Consider the following 16957-nt stretch of genomic DNA (forward strand, 5'->3'; position numbering starts at 1 on the left):
GTAAGGGATCGCGTCGCTTTCTCACAGGAACCTTTCACATGTCCGAACCCGCCGAGCCCCAGGCGCTTCCCGTCCCGCAGCATGTCCACAACGCGCAGCTCCAGATCGCCGCCGCGCTGGAGAAGGCCGAAGGCAAGCCGGTCGACCTGGTGAAGGCGCCGTGGGCGGACGTGGAGAAGTCGGTCATCCAGCTGCTGGGCGGCAAGTTCGACCCGAACAACCCGAACCACCAGGGCGCGGCGTTGGGGCTCGCGGGTGGCTTCGCGCTGCGTCTCATCACGGAGCACCAGGCATTCTGGTTCCCCAACCGGGACTCGCCCGAGGGCGCCTCGCTGGGCTTCCCCCAGGCGATCATCATGCTGTCCCCGTTCGGGGCGGTGATGGACGCGCTGGCGCAGGGCAAGTTGACGCGCCTGGACGACCTGGCCAGCGACATCCGCCGTTCGCTGGGGCAGGTGCGCTTTGGCACCAACCCCGCGCAGGCCCTGGGCGGGCAGCCGCAGCAGCTGGCGCCGCAGGACTACCAGCGCCTGTTCGACCCGGGCTTCCTCCAGTTCATCGTGGTGGATTCGGCCAAGGCGAAGCAGACGCTGGAGTCGAAGACGGACGCGCTCGCCCGCGACGTGCGTGACGCGCTGGGCCGCACCCAGCCGCCGCTGCCGCCGGAAGCGCGCCAGCAGTTCGAGGGGCAGATCGTCACGTCGCTGCAGCGCATGGAGCAGGGCAAGACGCTGGCGGAGCAGGCCGAGCGCGCGCCCCGGCTCGCGGAGCTGATGACGCACCTGGTGGCCACGGTGGGGGGCACGGGCTCCGCGCCGGAGGAGTTCTGGCACGACGTGGTGCTGCCGCTGCTCTTCATCGGCACGCCCGCGAGCTTCCCGCCGCTGGACGACGAGGAGCTGGAGGCGTTCAAGCAGGGCGCGGATCCGCTGGCGCTCTTCGTGGACGTGGTGCCGCACTCGCACCGCGCGCCGGATGAGGGGCTGCTGGGCGCGTTCGAGATGTCGGAGATCGGCCTGGTGCACCCGGCCTTCCAGAAGGTCGGCGCGCTGCGCCTCATCCGCATCAACCCGGACCGGCTGAAGCCGCTGCTGGAGAAGTACGACCCGAACGCGACCATGGACGCGGTGCAGCGCTTCACCGCGCACGTGGCCCAGGCGGCGGGCCAGCCGGCCGCGGAGTCCCCGCAGGGCAAGGAGATGCTCCAGGCGGCGCTGACGCTGCTGGCGGACCTGAAGCGCTCCGTGTCGGTGCCGGGCGACGTCTGCCTGCGCCGCCTCACCGAGGCCGAGGCCGCGTCCGAGCAGGCCCTGGCCATCGTGCGCCGCGCCCTCCAGAGCCCGCGCATCATCCTCACCTAGTCGGGTGGGAGGGGCGCGCGTCCGGGGTCCCCCGGGACGCGCGCCGTCACTGCTCTTCGAGCAGGGCTTCCAGCGCGGCGCGCGGCTCCGGACGCAGTCGGTCCGCCGCGAGCCGCAGGGCCCGCCGCGAGAGCCGTGCGTAGAGCGGAGCGATGTCCGCGGGCAGCGCCGCCAGGTGCGCCGCCACGACGCCCGCGTCGCCCCGGACGATGGGGCCGGTGAGTCCGCCTGAGAGGCCGCGCGCCTCGATGCCTCGGAGGGCTGAGCGCATCAGGGGCAGCAGCGCCTTCAATGCCGCCTCTGGTTCGATTCCCGCGGCGCCCAGCGCGCCCACCGCCGCGTCCGCCAGCGCCACGAGTCCACCGGCGCTGAGCACCGCGCCCGCGTGGTAGGCGGCCCGGTGTCGCTCCGGGACGTCGAACATCGCGAAGCCCACGTCCTCCGCCATGCGCTGGAGCAGGGCGCGCAGGGCAGGGGAGCGCGTGCTGATGGCGGCCGTGTGGCCCGCGAGCGAATCCCGCGCGGAGGACACGGCGCAGAGCGGGTGGAAGGAGCCCACCGCTCGGCCTCGCTGTGTCTCGAGGGCGGAGAGGGGCAGGGCGCCCGCGGTGTGCACCAGCGCCACCGAGCGCGGCAGCCCCTGGGACAGCGCCTGGGAGACGGAGGGCACCACCGCGTCCGGAACGCACAGCACGCAGACGCGGGCCTTCTCCAGGTCCGCCAGGGTCGCGGGCTTCAGCCCCAGGGTCCGAGTGCGCTCCCGGCCCGCGTCGTCGCGCGAGTACACGCGCACGGGCCAGCGCTTCGCCTGGAGCGCCAGGGCGAGCGCGCCGCCCAGACGTCCCGCGCCGACGATGACGACCCGGGCACGCCGCGCCTTCGCGGGCGAAGCCGGAGTGCTCCGCCTGGACTCGCTGCGCGGAGCCCCCTTCGAGCGCGGTACGGAGCGCTTGCCCCCGCTCGGTGCGCCCCGGCCTCGCCGCGCCGCCGTCAGGCGGCGTCCCGAGCGAACTGAAGCTGTCCGGCCTGCACGGCGATGCGCACGCGGTCACCCGCGCCAAACTCGCCGGAGAGGATGCGCTCCGCCAGGGGGCCTTCCACCAGCCGCTGGACCACCTGGCGCATCGGCCGCGCGCCCAGCAGCGGGTCGAAACCGCCGGACTTCAGCAGGTGGCCCACCACGTCCGTGCCCGCCGTGTAGACGATGCCGCGCTCCGTCGCGAGCCGCTTGCTGCTCTCCGCCAGGATGAGCGTGGCGATCTTCGCCACCTCCTGCTCCGCCAGAGGACGGAACGGCAGCCGCTCGTCGATGCGGTTCCACAGCTCCGGGGGCAGCGCCTTGCGGGCCGTGTCCGCCGCCAGGTCCAGCGCGTTCCCCGCCGCCGCATCCGCAGCGCCGAAGCCCACCGCTCGGCCCGTGCGCGAGAACGCCTCCGCGCCCAGGTTCGTGGTCATCACGATGACCGTGTTGGAGAAGTCGATGTGCCGGCCCTTGCCGTCCGTCAGCCGGCCCTCCTCCAGGACCTGGAGCAGCAGCATCTGCACCTCGCGGTGCGCCTTCTCGATCTCGTCCAGCACCACCACGGACGACGGCCGCCGGCGCACCGGCTCCGTGAGCTGACCACCCTCGCCGAAGCCCACGTAGCCCGCGGGCGAACCAATGAGGCGCGACACACCGTGGGACTCGGACATCTCGCTCATGTCCAGCCGCACCAGCGCGTCCCGGTTGCCGAACAGCACCTCCGCCAGCGCCCGCGCCATCTCCGTCTTGCCCACGCCCGTGGGGCCCAGGAAGAGGAAGCTGCCCATGGGCCGGCGCGAACTGAAGCCCGCGTAGTTGCGGCGGATGACCCGCGCGATGCGGCCCACCGCGTCCGCGTGCCCAATCACGCGCTCCGCGAGGTCATTCTCCAGCCGGAGCAGCCGCGCGGAGTCGTTCATCAACAGGCGCTCTTCCGGCACGCCCGCCAGCTTCGCCACCACGCGCGCCACATCCGCCGCGTCCACCCGGTGCTTGCCCTCGCGGTGGCAGCGGCTGCCCGCCAGGTCCACCACGCTGATGGCCTTGTCCGGCATGAACCGGTCCGTCACGTAGCGGCTCGCCAGTGACGCGGCCGCCTCCAGCGCCTCCGGCAGGTAGCGCAGCGCGTGGTGCTCCTCGTAGCGCCCGATGATGCCCTGGAGGATCTGCACCGTCTCCGGCACCGACGGCTCGTTCACCACCACCGCCGTGAAGCGGCGCTCCAGCGCGGGATCCGCGGCGATGAACTTGCGGTACTCGTCATGCGTCGTCGCCCCGATGCAGGGGAACTCGCCGCGCGCCATCGCCGTCTTCAGCTCGTTGGCCGCGTCCTGCGGCCCGTCGCCCGTGGAGCCCGCGCCCACCAGCGTGTGGATCTCATCGATGAACACCACCACGCGGCCCTCGGCCCGCCGCACCTCGTCCTTCAGGGCGTTGAGCTTCTCGGAGAAGGAGCCGCGCAGCTGCGTGCCCGCCACCAGCGTGGCCATGTCCAGCTCGACGAGGATCTTCTCCGCCAGCGTCCCCCGGAGGCCCAGCAGCCGCTGCGCCACGCCCTCCACCACCGCCGTCTTGCCCACGCCGGGCTCGCCCAGGAGGCACGGGTTGTTGGTGCGGCGCTTGCCCAGGATGTCGATGACCTCCTCGACCTCGCGCGCGCGGCCCACCACCGGGTCCAGCTTCCCCTCTCGCGCCGCCTGGCTGAGGTTGCGCCCCAGCGACGTGAGCATCGGATACGCCTTGGGATCCAGCGCCAGGCCCTGTCCCTTGGCTTGCGCGGGGGGCGGCGCCGCGGGCCGGGCCACGGGCGCGGGCGGCGTGGCGGGGGGCGGCACCGCTCGGGCGACCGGGGCCGCGGGGGCGGGCGGCGCCATCCGGGGCATCGGCGGGACTTCAGGCTCGGAGGGGGCCTCCGGCGCATTCAGGTCCTCGTCCACGTCGATGAGGTCGCGCGGCGACAGCGCGGGCGTCATGCGCGCGGCCGGCGGCGGCACCGTCACCGGGGGCGTCGCCACGGGCGCCGGGCGCGGCACGCTCAGCGCGAACGTGGAGGAGGGGAGGGGCGACGGCGGCGCGCCCACCGGGCGGCTCACCGGGGCGCGCGTGGCCACCGCCTGGCCATAGCCGGGCTGGAGCCTCCGCGGCAGCCCGCCGCTCGTGGAGTAGGCGAGGGCCGTGTTGGACAGGGAGATGAGGTCCAGCCCCGTCCGCCCCAGCAGGTCGCTCGCGGCGCAGCGCTTGCGGATGATGGCGATGAGCAGATGCAGGCAGTCCGCCTCGCCCGCACGGAAGGTGCTGGCCAGCTCCCGTGCGCGCGCGGTCAACTCCTGCACCACGTTGCCCGTCTCCGCGGGGGCCTCCGTGATGAGCTGCAGCAGCGCGTCCTCGTCCACCCCCTTCTCCTTCAGGAGGAGCTGGGCGCGGTTCTCCACCGTGAAGAGCGCGAGCAGCACATGGGCCGACGTGGGCTTCTGGGCGACGCTGCGGGCGATGTCATGCGCCTCATGGAGAACCTGGGCGAGATCCGTGCTGTCGACCATTCATGCTCCGGCAAGCGTGCAGCCGAGCGGAATACACCGTCCGGCGCCCCACCGCAAAATTTAGGCTACAGACCGCTACAGGATGGGTGCAAGGCGCGATAAACCACGGGTCGCGGCCGGATTTCGATTGGCTGCCTGCCCCTTTACCGACTCAATTCAAGGGACCGGGCAATCACTCCGGGAGGGCTGCGTAATTCGCCCAGAGACCCCATCCCTATGACCTCCCTTGCACAACCGGCTCGCGTCTTCGTGGACCCCCTCGGGGCCACGCGCAGCGCCGTCGAGGCCCGGCGCTGGCTGTGGCCGCTCCTCATCCTCGCCTTCTGTGTCGCCGCTTCCGGCACCGTTTACGCACTGCGCTGGGATGCCACCGCCTCCATCGTGGGGGCCCTGCCGACGGAGCCGGGCGCGCCCAGCGTGTCCGAGTCCGACATCGCCGAGCAGATCCAGACCGCCTCACGCAAGGCGCTGGTGGGCGGCATCGCCAAGGGGCTGTTCGCCATGCCCCTGATGGTGCTGCTCCTGGCCTGCGCCCTCTGGGTGGTGGCCTGGCTCTTCAACAAGCCGGCGGCCTTCGGGCAGTTGATGGCGGCCGCCGCGGTGGCGCTGCTGCCCATCGCGCTGTACCACCTCATCTACGCGGTGTGCGCGGGCTATCAGCACTCGCTCACCGACCTGCGCTCGGAGCGGCTCGTGCCCTCCAGCCTCGCCCTCCTGGACGGGCTGACGCCGAAGATGCAGCGCGTCCTGAAGGGCGTGGACTTCTTCAACCTCTGGAGCGTGGGCCTCCTGGGCGTGGGCTTCTCCACCGCCACCGGGATGCGCCTGGGCCGCTCGCTGCTGCTCACACTGGTGCTCTACGCCATGTTCGTCGGAATCTTCTTCATCGGCATCCCCGCCGGGGGTGGCCAGTGAGCGCCTTCCTCGTCGTCGCGACGCTCCTCACCGCCACGCCCATCACGCTGGAGGAGACGCGCGCGCTGGGCCGCCAGAACACCCAGGCCCTCCAGGCCGCGCTGGACGTCGCCGTGGCGCAGGAAGACCGGCGGGTGGCGCGCTCCGGCCTCCTGCCCCAGGTCCAGCTCAACCTGGGCCCCAGCCTCGACTATCTGGGCCGCCGTCGGCAGGTCGTCACCATCCCCATCTCCGACTCGGAGGTCCTCACGCGCGAAGTGGTGGGCTCCTCCAACACGGCGGACAGCTACTTCGCGTCCCTGGGCCTGACGCAGGTCATCTACAACCGGGGCCTCTGGAAGCAGCTGGAGCAGGCGGGCGTCACGCTGGACGCCACGCGCAACCAGTCGCTGGAGGAGGCGGACACCTCCGAGCTGGAGGCCATCCGGCGCTTCTTCACGCTCTTCCTGTCACAGGCCTCGCTGGACGTGCTCAACGCCACCGCGAAGCGCAGCGAGGAGCAGCTGGAGCGCGCGCACGCCCTCTTCATGGCGGGCCGCGTGGGCAAGACCGAGGAGATCGCCGCGCAGGTCAACCTGGGCAACGATCGCATCAACGTCGTGCAGCGGCAGAACCAGCTGGTGGCGGATCAGGTGCAGCTGGCCGTGTGGCTGGCCCGCCCCGGCACCGAGCTGCTCCAGGCGGTGGACCCCGGCGTCCTCCAGCAGGAGCCGCCTCCCGCGCCCGCCCTGGATGACGCGCTCAAGCAGGCCCGCGAGCACCGCGCCCTGTTGAAGGCGCTCCAGCAGCGTGTCCGTGTGGCGGAGCTCCAGCGGGCCATCGTGCAGGGGGACTACATCCCGCGCGTGGGGCTGTCCGCTCGGTACTCGCACACCAGCCAGGACCTGGGGCCGTTCTTCAGCGAGGCCCGCTACGGCAACACGTTCAACGGCGGCATCACCTTGACCTGGGACCTGTTCAACGGGTTCGCCACCGACGCGCAGTCCGCGCGGGCCGAGGTCAACATCCGCAAGGCGGAGCTGACGTTCGCCCAGACGGCGCGAGAGCTGGAGGCGGAGGTGCGCCGAGCCCACGCGGTGCTGGAAGGGCAGATCGCCGCCGCGAAGCTGTCGACCGCGAACCGCGCGGTCGCCCAGCAGGGCCTGCAACTGGCGGAGGAGCGCTTCCGCGCGGGGGCCGGCTCCACGCTGGATGTCCGTGACGCACAGCTCAAGTTGACCCAGTCGGAGCTGGTGTTGCTCCAGAGCCGCATCGATGTCGAAATCGCCCGCTATGCCCTGTACCGGGCCATGGGCACGCTGAACCCGGGAGACTCACAATGACGTGGTGGAAGGCGGCAATCGCCGGCGCGCTGTTGCTCGGCGCGGCGGCCATCACCGTGGGCGGTCTGCGCGACCGGCCGCCCCCGACGCAGGAAGTCCAGTTGGCCAAGGCCCGCAAGGGCACCATCACCCGCACCATCACGGGCGCGGGCAAGGTGCAGGCGGCCACCACGGTGAAGATCTCCTCCAACCTGTCCGGCGACCTCGTCGCCCTCAAGGTGAAGGACGGAGACCCTGTCACCAAGGGGCAGGTGCTGGGGCAGATCGACAAGCGCTACTACGAGGCGGCCGTGAAGCAGGCCACCGCGTCCCGCGACGCGGCCCGCGCCGAGGTGCAGGTGTCCGACGTGGACGTCGTGCGCCAGCGCGCGGAGCTCGTCCGGGTGAAGGGGCTGGCGGAGAAGGGGCTCGCCTCCGCCGCGGAGGTGGAGCAGGCCAAGGCCGTGACGGACACGTCCGAGGCGCGCCTCGCCGCCGCCAAGCAGCGCGTGGCCCAGAGCAGCGCCGTGCTGGACCAGGCGACGACGGACCTGTCGCGCACCACGCTGCTGTCGCCCATCGACGGCAACGTCATCGAGCTGTCACGTGAAGTGGGCGAGCGCGTGCGTGGCTCCGACTTCTCCGAGGACGTGGTGATGACCATCGCCGCGCTCAACCAGATGGAGGTGAAGTTCGAGGTGGGTGAGCACGAGGTCGTGCACCTGAAGTACGGCCAGCCCGCGGAGGTGACGCTGGACGCGCTGGAGGGGCAGTCCTTCAACGGCACCGTGGTGGAGATCGCCCAGAAGGCCACCATCAAGAACCCGGGCACGGAGGCGGAGGTGACCAGCTTCCCCATCACGGTCGCCCTGGAGGCGCGTCCCCCGGGCGTGCTGCCCGGCATGAGCGCCGAGGCGCGCATCAGCGCGGAGACGCACAACGACGCGGTACTCGTGCCCATCCAGGCCGTCACGGTGCGCTCCGAGCGCACGCTGCCGGACTACCAGGCGCCGGTGGAGGGCACGTCCCTCACCGCCAAGCGCCGCACGGAGACGCTGGCCAAGGTCGTCTTCGTCGTGGACAACGACAACAAGGCGCAGGTGCGCCGCGTGCGGACCGGCATCGCGTCCGACACGGAGCTGGAAGTGCTGGAGGGACTCCAGCCGGGCGACCGCGTGGTGGAGGGCCCCTACCGCACGCTGTCCAAGGAGCTGTCCAACGGGGACGCGGTGCGCGAGCCGGAGAAGGCCTCGGCGAAGGGCAAGTCGTGACGACGTCCCCTGCACCGGGCTCGGCCCCCCTCATCCAGGTGGAGGGCCTCACGCGGGCCTTCTTCGTGGGCGGTGAGGAGGTGCGCGCGCTGCGCGGCGTGTCCTTCGGCATCCACCGGGGTGAGTGGGTGGCGATCATCGGCCAGTCGGGCTCCGGCAAGAGCACGCTGATGAACGTGCTGGGGTGCCTGGATACGCCCACGAGCGGCCGCTACATGCTCAACGGCAAGGACGTGTCGCGCATGGACGACGACGACCTCGCCGTCATCCGCAACGTGGAGATCGGCTTCATCTTCCAGACGTTCCAGCTGCTGCCCCGGGAGACGGCGCTCGCCAACGTGGAGCTGCCGCTGGTGTACCGGGGGATGGGCGCGAAGGAGCGGCGCGAGCGCGCGAAGGCGGCGCTCGACAAGGTGCAGCTCACGCACCGCATGCACCACCGGCCCAATGAGCTGTCGGGCGGTCAGCGCCAGCGCGTGGCCATCGCGCGGGCGCTGGTGTCGGAGCCGTCCATGCTGCTGGCGGACGAGCCCACGGGCAACCTGGACTCGGCCACGGGCGAGGAGATCGTCAAGCTCTTCGAGCAGCTGCACAAGGCGGGACACACGCTGGTGCTCGTCACGCACGAGCCCAAGCTGGCCGCTCGCTGTCCGCGCGCCATCCGCTTGAGCGACGGAGAGATCGTCGCGGATGGTCCCGGTCCCGAGGTCGCGCTCGCGGGGTCGGGGCTGGTGCCCCAGGCGGGGACCGCGTGAAGTTTCAGAAGGGCTTCCGCGTGGACGTGCTGGAGGGAGCCCGCATCGCGGTGTTCTCCCTCCGGGCGAACCGGATGCGCACGGTGCTCACCACCCTGGGCATCGGCATCGGCGTGGCGACGCTCCTGGCCATCGTGGGCATCATCCAGGGGCTCAACACGTCGTTCCACAAGCAGCTGGACTCGCTGGGGGCCAACACCCTCTACGTGTCCAAGTTCCCCTGGATGATCAAGGGCAACTGGTGGGCGTTCCGCAACCGGAAGAACCTCACGCTGGAGCAGGTGTCACAGCTGCGCGGGCAGGCGGACTTCATCACCGCCATCTCGCCAGCGGTGATGCGCACGTCGGACGTGGCGCACGGCGCCTTCCAGGTGTCCAACGTGCGCGTCAACGGCGTGTGGAGCGACTACCTCGCCATCGGCAACTACGAGGTGGTGTCGGGGCGCTTCCTCACCCGCGCGGATGAAGAGGTGAACCGGGCGGTGACGGTGCTGGGCGCGGACGTGGCCGCCACGCTCTTTCCCAGCATCAGCCCCCTGGGGCAGACGGTGCGCATCGACGGGCGGCCCTTCCAGGTGGTGGGCACCCTGGGCCGCAAGGGCAAGGTCGTGGCGGAGAACATGGACCTGTCCGTGTTCATGCCCTTCAAGACCTTCAACTCCAGCTTCGGCAAGGGCCGGCCCATGCAGATCGCCATCGCCGTGGCGGACGCCGGGCAGGTCCAGAAGGCGGAGGACCAGCTGGTGGGCATCCTCCGGCGCATCCGCGCGACGCCGCCGGGCCAGCCGGACGACTTCTCCATCAACCGGCCGGACACGCTCGCGGCGACCTATGAGCAGCTCACCGGAGCGCTCTACGCGGTGGCCACGGGCGTGGGGTTGATCACCTTGCTCGTGGGCGGCATCGGCATCATGAACATCATGTTGGTGTCGGTGCGGGAGCGGACGCGGGAGATCGGCGTGCGGCGGGCCCTGGGGGCACGCCAGCGCACCATCGTGCTCCAGTTCCTGATGGAGGCCTCCAGCGTGTCCGCGGTGGGCGGCCTGCTGGGGACGACCGTGGGGCTGGGGACGGCGAAGATCGTGTCGCTGGTGACTCCCCTGGCGGCGGACGTGCGGCCGGGCACGGTGGTGGGCGGGGTGGCGTTCGCGGCGCTGGTAGGCCTGCTGTTCGGCATCTGGCCGGCCGCGCGTGCGGCGCGGCTGGACCCGGTGGAAGCGCTCCGCTACGAATAGGGCCATGCGGGCCTTCCTGGACAACCTGCGGCTGGCGCTGGGAACGTTCCTGGGCAACCCGCTGCGCTCGCTCCTGACGTTGGTGGGCATCGTGATTGGCGTGGCCACCGTCATCACGATGATGGCCCTCATCGAAGGCCTGCGCGAGCGCGTGAACCGGGACCTGGGCAGCCTGGGCGCGCACACCTTCGAGGTGACGAAGTGGCCCAGCGGCTTTGGCCGCATCAACTGGGCGAAGTACGCGAAGCGCCAGGACCTGCACGGCGAGGACGTGAAGGCCATCCTGGAGTCCTGTCCCTCCGTGGGCTCGGCGACGCCCACGTCGCAGGAGTGGGGCAAGAAGCTGACCACGGCCTGGCGGGAGACGAACGCGTCGGTGAGCATCGTGGGCACGGAGCCCACTTTCCTGGAGACGAGCGGCGTGAGCGTCACGAACGGCCGCTTCTTCAACGAGACGGAGACGCTGGACGGCCGCCCGGTGGTGGTGATTGGCGTGGACGTGGCGGACGTGCTCTTTCCGGGCATGGACCCGGTGGGCTCCGAGCTGCGGCTTCAGGGCCGGCCGTTCCAGGTCATCGGCGTGCTCCAGAAGCGCGGCAGCGTGATGGGCATGGCCAGCCAGGACAACCAGGCCATCGTCCCGATGCGCGCGTTCCAGCAGTTCTACGGCAGCCGCCGCTCGGTGGAGATCGACATCCAGGCGCGCGACGGCGGCTCTTTCCAGAAGGCGCAGGACGAGGTGGTGAACCTGCTGCGCCGCCGGAGGGGCCTGACGCCACAGGAGGCCAACGACTTCGAGGTGCACACCAACGAGTCGATGACGGCGTCCTTCAACGAGCTCTCGCAGGTGATCGCGCTGGCGGGCGTGGGCGTGTGCCTGCTGTCGCTGGTGGTGGGCGGCATCGGCATCTTGAACATCATGCTGATGTCGGTGACGGAGCGGACGCGGGAGATTGGAATCCGCAAGGCGCTGGGGGCGCGGCGCCGCCGCATCCTGGGGCAGTTCGCCACGGAGGCGGTGCTGCTGTCGCTCGTGGGCGGAGTGCTGGGGCTGGGGCTCGGCTTCGGGTTCGTGTTCCTGGGCAAGTGGGTGCTGCTGTTCCCCATGAACGTTCCCGCGTGGGCGGTGGCGCTGTCCCTGGGCATGAGCTGTGGCGTGGGGCTGCTGTTCGGCATCTATCCGGCGGCACGCGCGGCGAAGCTGGACCCGGTGGAGGCGATGCGCGCGGAGTAGGGGGCGGGTGGGGCGAGTCGCGGTGAGGCGCGTACGCTGGGACGGTGGCGGCCGTCCCGCGTGGCCGCTAGGGTGACGCGGTCCCTTCGCCCTGGGGCTTCCTTCGCATGACCCTGTCCTACGTCACGTTGCCGCTGCCCGTCGTCCCCGCGCCGTTCCGCGTGCGCCTCCTCGGCCTGGACTCCGTGGAGGGCCTGAGCGCGGTGTACGCCGAGCCCGAGGTCGCCCGGAGCCTCAACTACGCGGTGCCCCTGCGCGCGGAGACGATCCGTCAGAAGCTGACGCGCGACGTGGAGGCGATGCACCGGGGCGAGGGCCTTCGCTGGGTGCTCTCGCGGGGCGAGGACGCGACGCCCGTGGGCTACCTGTGCCTGTTCAACTGGAGCGTGAAGGACCGCCGCGCGGAGGTGGGCTACATGTTGGCCCGCGCCCTGTGGGGACAGAGCGTGATGAAGCTCCTGCTGCCTGAGCTGCTGCGCTTTGGCTTCGAGCAGATGGGGCTGCACCGCATGGAGGCCATGGTGGCGGTGCATAACACGGCGTCCCTGCGGGTGCTGACGCGCGCGGGCTTCCAGCAGGAAGGCGTGCTCCGCGGGCACCATGCCCGCGCGAACGGCGAGGGCTTCATCGACATGTTCGTGTTGTCGATGCTCGAGGAGGAGTGGCGCGCGGCGGCCGCGGAGTAGGTCGCGGGCCTCACGGAAGGTCGCGAGCGAACTGCTCGCGATAGCGGGTCTGGAGAGGACGCAGCAGCCGCGTGCCCCGGTACTCGCGGGCAAGCAGGTGCCAGGCCTCCGTGCGCGAAGGCTCCAGCGCGATGACGCGCTCCAGGTGCGCCCGCGCGCGAGCGTGCGCGCGGGTGTTCGTCGCCAGCACGCCCAGCAGCAGGTGTGCCTGCACGGCGTCCTCCCGGAAGGCGAGCACGCGCTCGCAGGCGGTTCGCGCCGCGCCCAGGCGCCCCTGGAGCAGGTGCAGCTCGCACTGCACGAGCATGACGGAGGGGTTCTCTGGAAACTCCCGTGCGAGCGCCGTGATGCGTTCGCGCGCCGGACCGGAAGCGCCGGCATGCAGCAGGGCCTCGATGTCGATGACCGAGCGTACGAGGAACCCTTCGCGCATGGGATCCACGGTCGGGGGCGCATCCCCGTGGGGACGCAGCGCCACCTGTCTCCGCAACCGCGCCGCCTGCTCGAGCACCGCGGACGACGCGGCGAGCCCCGGGGCCCGGTTCGCGGTCTGCTCCGCCCATGTCACGCAGTGGGCGCGAAGGAAGAGGCCCGCCAGATCCGCCCACTGCACGGGCTCCACATCGGTTCGGGCCTCGAGGTTCTGTCTCGCGGCCAGCAGGCTGTCGCGCGCTTCATCGAAACGGCCCGCGTGCAGGTGGAGCAGCGCGACGTTCATCCGCAGCGAAGGCTCACTGGGAAAGCGCGCGGCGGCCCGCTCGCAGCGCTGACGCGTGGCCTCCGCCCCCGGCGTCAGCCGCACGGCGAGGTAGCACGCGAGCAACTGCACGCGTTCGTCGTGGGGATGCCGCACGGCGAGGGGCTCCATGACCTCCGCGGCCACCTCCACCCGGCCGGCCTTCTCCAACGCGATGACCTCCGCCAGCCGCTGCCGCTCCAGCGGCGTCAGCGACCGGGGCGTCCCTTCCGGCCCCAACACGACGCTGGCGGCGCGGACGCGGTCGGTCCATTCGAGGAGGAAGTCCCGCTCCGGGCCCTCCCACGCGGGGCCAGACATGCCCTCCACCGCCGCGCGCAGCTCGCGGGCCCAGGCCTTCTGGGCCGCCAGCTCCACGCGCGCCCCGGGCAGGTGCCGCCGCCCCGCGTCCAGCAGCGCGAGCGTCCGCGCATCGAACCCCTCATGAGCCGCGTCGTACTTGGGCGACATCCATCCGCGCCCGTCGCGCACGTGAGGAGCGCCCCAGGTATGGGCCCACTCGTGCAACAGCGCCGACACCTCCAGCCGTTGCCGTGCCTCCACGGGCAGGCCCGCGTCGATTCCCCGGAGCACGCAGTGGCGTCCGAGCACGCGCGCGAAGCCCAGCTCGTGCTGGGAATCGCTGAAGGCAGGGGGCGCGGCGACCAGACCGACCACCAGGTCCACGTCCTCGCCCGCGTCCGCCGCTTCCAGCGCGTCCACCACCGGCTCCAACGGCCCGTTGGAGCCTCGGCGGTCCCACGCTCGCGCCGACTCCAGCTCGAACGTCACCCCCAGCGGCTCGCGCACGGCCTCGCTCGCGCGCTGGAGCCACGCCGCGAAGCCTCGTTCCCAGTGGAGGACTCGCGCCCGGTGATCCGCGTCCGCGTAGACGCGAACCCGCAGCGCGCGCCCGGGAAGGGCCGCGGCGGTGGGCGCCGCCGCCGGACTCACGCGGCCACGTGGGCCTTCACGGGACGGGTCCGAGGCGGCGCAGCGCGCGCACAGGAGGCCCAGGATGATGAGGAGGACAGAACCGACCCGGCCTGGCGTCCGTGGGGACCCGGCGTTCAAGGAACAGGACCTTCCAGGTAGCGGGTGGAATCAGGCCCCGGTGGGGGCAGGGGAGGCGGTGGGCCTCCGGAAGAGGCCTCCACCGCCATCACCCAGGGCACGTCGTCAGGCCGCCGCGTCCTCTTCCTTCGAGGGCTCGGTGGCGCTGGTGATCCAGTCGACCGCCTTGTGCTCCCACTCCGGATCCTTCGACGCGTCGATGTAGCGCTCCCACTCGTACACGCCGCTCTGCTTCGCCATGCGCACCATCATCAGGCGGGCCACCGTGCTGTCCAGCACCACCGACGAGCGCACCATGCCGTTCTGCCGCAACCAACCCATCGCCTGCTTGATGATCTCCTGGGTCTCCGGCGGGTTCGCCTTCTGGCTGCGAATGTCCACCATCAGCCCGAAGGGCCGACCCCGCTTCACCGCCACCTTGGCGCGAAGGTCATCGAACCAGACCTTGGCCTCGGCTGGGGTGATGTAGCCCGGCGCATTGATTCTGAAGCCGTACTCCGTCCGCAGATTCTCAGCCATGACAACCCCCACGTGGAAATTGTGGTGCGCGCGTCACTCCCATGCGACTTCAGCCGGATGGCAGTGCGCCTGCGAGCCTACTCCACTCAATGCGCACGTGGATCCACTGGCGCGTTGCTCACGTACGCGCGCGCGAGGTACACGCTCCGTGTGAACATGCTGGCGTTGGGTGGCGGACGTGGTAACCCGTCACGAAGTGTGAGAATCCAGCGTCAGGCGAACTTTCCACTCTTTTTACTTCACATTTGCTTGCTTCCCCAGTATTAGGGGGATGCATCTTTCCAGCACCCCCACAACACTGCCCTCGCATCGAGGTCCCCCCGGACTCGGTGGCAGCGACTCGGCGTCTCAGGTCGAGTCTGATGGGACCGGGGCCTTGGAGAAGCCCACCGATGTCCACCTCCTCGCTCGCTGAGCTGAAGCCCGCCACCTCCTCCTCGTTGAGGCATGAGGTTTCCGTGGAGGCGCTTCGTCACGAGACGCCCGCTGCCGGGAAGGTGAACGCGCTGGAGGCCCGTCACGGCGATCCCATCCCGATGTACGGGGACGCGAACGCGCGCGGCTTCAAGACGGTGGAGGACCTGACGGTCGCGGACTGTGTGATCGCGCACCTGGAGGCGGAGGACGTGGATGCGGTGTTCGGCATCCCGGGCGGCAACATCGCTCCGTTCCAGCAGGCGCTGCGCAAGCACGCGTCCATGCGCTTCATCATCGCGTCGCACGAGGCGGGCGCGGCGTTCATGGCGGATGGCTATGCGCGCGCCACCGGCAAGCTGGGCGTGTGCATGGTGACGGCCGGGCCTGGCGCCACCAACGCGCTGACGGGCGTGGCTTCCGCGCACCTGGACGGCGTGCCCATGCTGGCCATCAGCGGCAACATCGCCACGGACCGCGTGGGCCTGATGGCGATCCAGGAGAGCACCAGCTCCCACGGCGTGAACACGGTGGAGATGTTCCGCCAGGGCTGCGCCAGCTCCGTGGGCGTCACGGACGCGCAGAGCTTCCAGCGGCTGCTGGCGCGCTCGCTGCGCACCGCGCAGGGCCTGCCCGGCGGCGCCGCGCACCTGAGCATCCCGGCCAACATCGCGCGCCAGCCCATCCAGCGCGCGTCGGTGCCCACCACGCGCGGGGCCTTCCGCGCGCGTCCGGCGAACGCGCCCTTCGAGGACCTGCGCGCCGCCTTCACGCTGCTGCGCACCGCGCGCCGTCCGCTCATCTTCCTGGGCTCGGGCGCGCGCGAGGCGATGGCGGAGCACGGCGAGGCGTTCACCGCGTTCGTCACGCAGCACGGCATCCCCGTGGCCACCAGCATGCGCGGCAAGGGGCTGTTCTCCGAGCGCGAGGCGCTGTCGCTGGGCGTGCTGGGGCTGGCGGGCAGCAAGCGCGCGGAGGCCTACCTGCGCGAAGGCGTGGACGTGATGCTGGTCCTGGGCAGCCGCCTGGGCGAGTGGGCATCCCGCAGCTTCCACCGCTACTTCCAGTCCGTGCACCACGTCATCCAGGTGGACGTGAACGCGTCGAACATCGGCCAGTTCCTGCCGGTGCGGCTGCCCATCGTGGCGGACGTGGGTTCGGTGGTGACGGGGCTGGCGGAGCTGGGGCAGATGATCGGCCCGTCCAGCGGCGCCCGCGTGCAGGAGCGCTGGTCGCAGGTGATGGCGTTGACGGAGGCCGCGCCCGTCGTGCGCGCCCCGCAGGCGCAGGACTCGGTGAAGCCGCAGGACCTGATGGCGGAGCTCGACAAGCACCTGAGCCCGGACATGGACCTGTACATCGACATGGGCAACTGCACCGGGTGGACGGCGCACCTGCTGCACATCACGCCGCCCGCGCGAATCTTCTACCCCTGCGGCCTGTCCTCCATGGGCTGGTCTTGCGGCGCGGTCATCGGCGGCAAGGTGGGGCGGCCGGAGCGCTCCGCGGTGGCCATCGTCGGTGATGGCGCGTTCCTGATGAACGGCACGGAGATGCTCACCGCCTCGCGCTACCGCGTGGGCACGGTGACGGTGGTCCTCAACGACAACTTCCTGGGCATGGTGAACCACGGCGAGCACGTGCAGGACCGCACGTACCCGCTGGAGGACGAGTTCTATGGCCTGGGCAACCCGGACCTGAAGGCCTTCTCCGAGTCGCTGGGCGCCCGCGCCTACACGGTGAACGCGCCCGGGCAGCTGGACGCGCTGCTGCCGGAAGTGCTGCGCCGCGCGGACGAGACGGGCCAGCCGCAGGTCATCATCGCGCACATCGACTACCGCGAGGTGCCGCCCTACGGCGACCGCTTCGCCGCCGTGGCTTCGGACGCGAAGTAG

Annotated in this window: 13 protein-coding genes; 9 read left to right on the forward strand and 4 right to left on the reverse strand. The window is 71.2% G+C overall.

What is annotated here, in order from left to right:
* Window positions 1-38 precede the first annotated feature (38 nt).
* Window positions 39-1361, forward strand: coding sequence for a hypothetical protein (locus tag FOF48_RS23965; RefSeq protein ID WP_143905087.1), 1323 nt, complete (start codon window positions 39-41; stop codon window positions 1359-1361).
* 46 nt (window positions 1362-1407) lie between these two features.
* Here FOF48_RS23965 and FOF48_RS23970 read toward each other — a convergent pair whose 3' ends face one another.
* Together FOF48_RS23970 and FOF48_RS23975 are read right to left on the reverse strand one after the other, a co-directional pair.
* Window positions 1408-2355: a Rossmann-like and DUF2520 domain-containing protein gene (locus FOF48_RS23970; protein ID WP_255442595.1), complete on the reverse strand. Its 948-nt coding sequence runs from the start codon at window positions 2353-2355 to the stop codon at window positions 1408-1410.
* Complete coding sequence (locus tag FOF48_RS23975; RefSeq protein ID WP_143905089.1) at window positions 2352-4922, reverse strand: AAA family ATPase; 2571 nt, start codon at window positions 4920-4922, stop codon at window positions 2352-2354. The genes FOF48_RS23970 and FOF48_RS23975 overlap by 4 nt, the downstream gene beginning before the upstream one ends.
* Before the next feature lie 216 nt (window positions 4923-5138).
* On the opposite strand from FOF48_RS23975, the gene FOF48_RS23980 reads away from it, so the two are divergent.
* From FOF48_RS23980 to FOF48_RS24010, 7 genes are all read left to right on the forward strand, one after another.
* On the forward strand, window positions 5139-5837 hold the full coding sequence (locus tag FOF48_RS23980) for a YIP1 family protein (RefSeq protein WP_143905090.1): 699 nt from the start codon (window positions 5139-5141) through the stop codon (window positions 5835-5837).
* On the forward strand, window positions 5834-7159 hold the full coding sequence (locus tag FOF48_RS23985; protein ID WP_143905091.1) for a TolC family protein: 1326 nt from the start codon (window positions 5834-5836) through the stop codon (window positions 7157-7159). The genes FOF48_RS23980 and FOF48_RS23985 overlap by 4 nt, the downstream gene beginning before the upstream one ends.
* Window positions 7156-8409: an efflux RND transporter periplasmic adaptor subunit gene (locus tag FOF48_RS23990; protein ID WP_143905092.1), complete on the forward strand. Its 1254-nt coding sequence runs from the start codon at window positions 7156-7158 to the stop codon at window positions 8407-8409. Before FOF48_RS23985 ends, FOF48_RS23990 begins: the two co-directional genes overlap by 4 nt.
* Window positions 8406-9164 (forward strand): ABC transporter ATP-binding protein, encoded by a 759-nt coding sequence (locus FOF48_RS23995; protein WP_143905093.1) that lies wholly within the window; start codon window positions 8406-8408, stop codon window positions 9162-9164. The genes FOF48_RS23990 and FOF48_RS23995 overlap by 4 nt, the downstream gene beginning before the upstream one ends.
* Before the next feature lie 74 nt (window positions 9165-9238).
* A complete protein-coding gene (locus FOF48_RS24000; protein ID WP_235685835.1) occupies window positions 9239-10399 on the forward strand; it encodes an ABC transporter permease in 1161 nt (386 codons plus the stop codon).
* A 4-nt stretch (window positions 10400-10403) separates the two neighbouring features.
* A complete protein-coding gene (locus FOF48_RS24005) occupies window positions 10404-11633 on the forward strand; it encodes an ABC transporter permease (RefSeq protein ID WP_143905095.1) in 1230 nt (409 codons plus the stop codon).
* Window positions 11634-11740: 107 nt separating this feature from the next.
* Window positions 11741-12319, forward strand: coding sequence for a GNAT family N-acetyltransferase (locus FOF48_RS24010; RefSeq protein ID WP_143905096.1), 579 nt, complete (start codon window positions 11741-11743; stop codon window positions 12317-12319).
* Window positions 12320-12329: 10 nt separating this feature from the next.
* Here the strand turns inward: FOF48_RS24010 and FOF48_RS24015 are convergent, their stop codons facing one another.
* Both FOF48_RS24015 and FOF48_RS24020 read right to left on the reverse strand, forming a co-directional pair.
* Window positions 12330-14009, reverse strand: a complete 1680-nt coding sequence (locus FOF48_RS24015) for a tetratricopeptide repeat protein (protein WP_143905097.1) — start codon at window positions 14007-14009, stop codon at window positions 12330-12332.
* A gap of 225 nt (window positions 14010-14234) precedes the next feature.
* The gene (locus FOF48_RS24020; RefSeq protein WP_143905098.1) at window positions 14235-14648 is read right to left on the reverse strand and encodes a hypothetical protein; all 414 of its coding nucleotides are present in this window, start codon (window positions 14646-14648) and stop codon (window positions 14235-14237) included.
* Window positions 14649-15040: 392 nt separating this feature from the next.
* Here FOF48_RS24020 and FOF48_RS24025 point away from each other — a divergent pair, with 392 nt between their 5' ends.
* Window positions 15041-16957 carry a thiamine pyrophosphate-binding protein gene (locus FOF48_RS24025; protein ID WP_143905099.1) on the forward strand — a complete coding sequence of 639 codons (1917 nt, stop codon included), beginning with the start codon at window positions 15041-15043 and terminating at the stop codon, window positions 16955-16957.

It is taken from the genome of Corallococcus sp. Z5C101001, assembly GCF_007352635.1.
In the GTDB taxonomy this organism is placed as follows: Bacteria; Myxococcota; Myxococcia; order Myxococcales; family Myxococcaceae; genus Corallococcus; species Corallococcus silvisoli.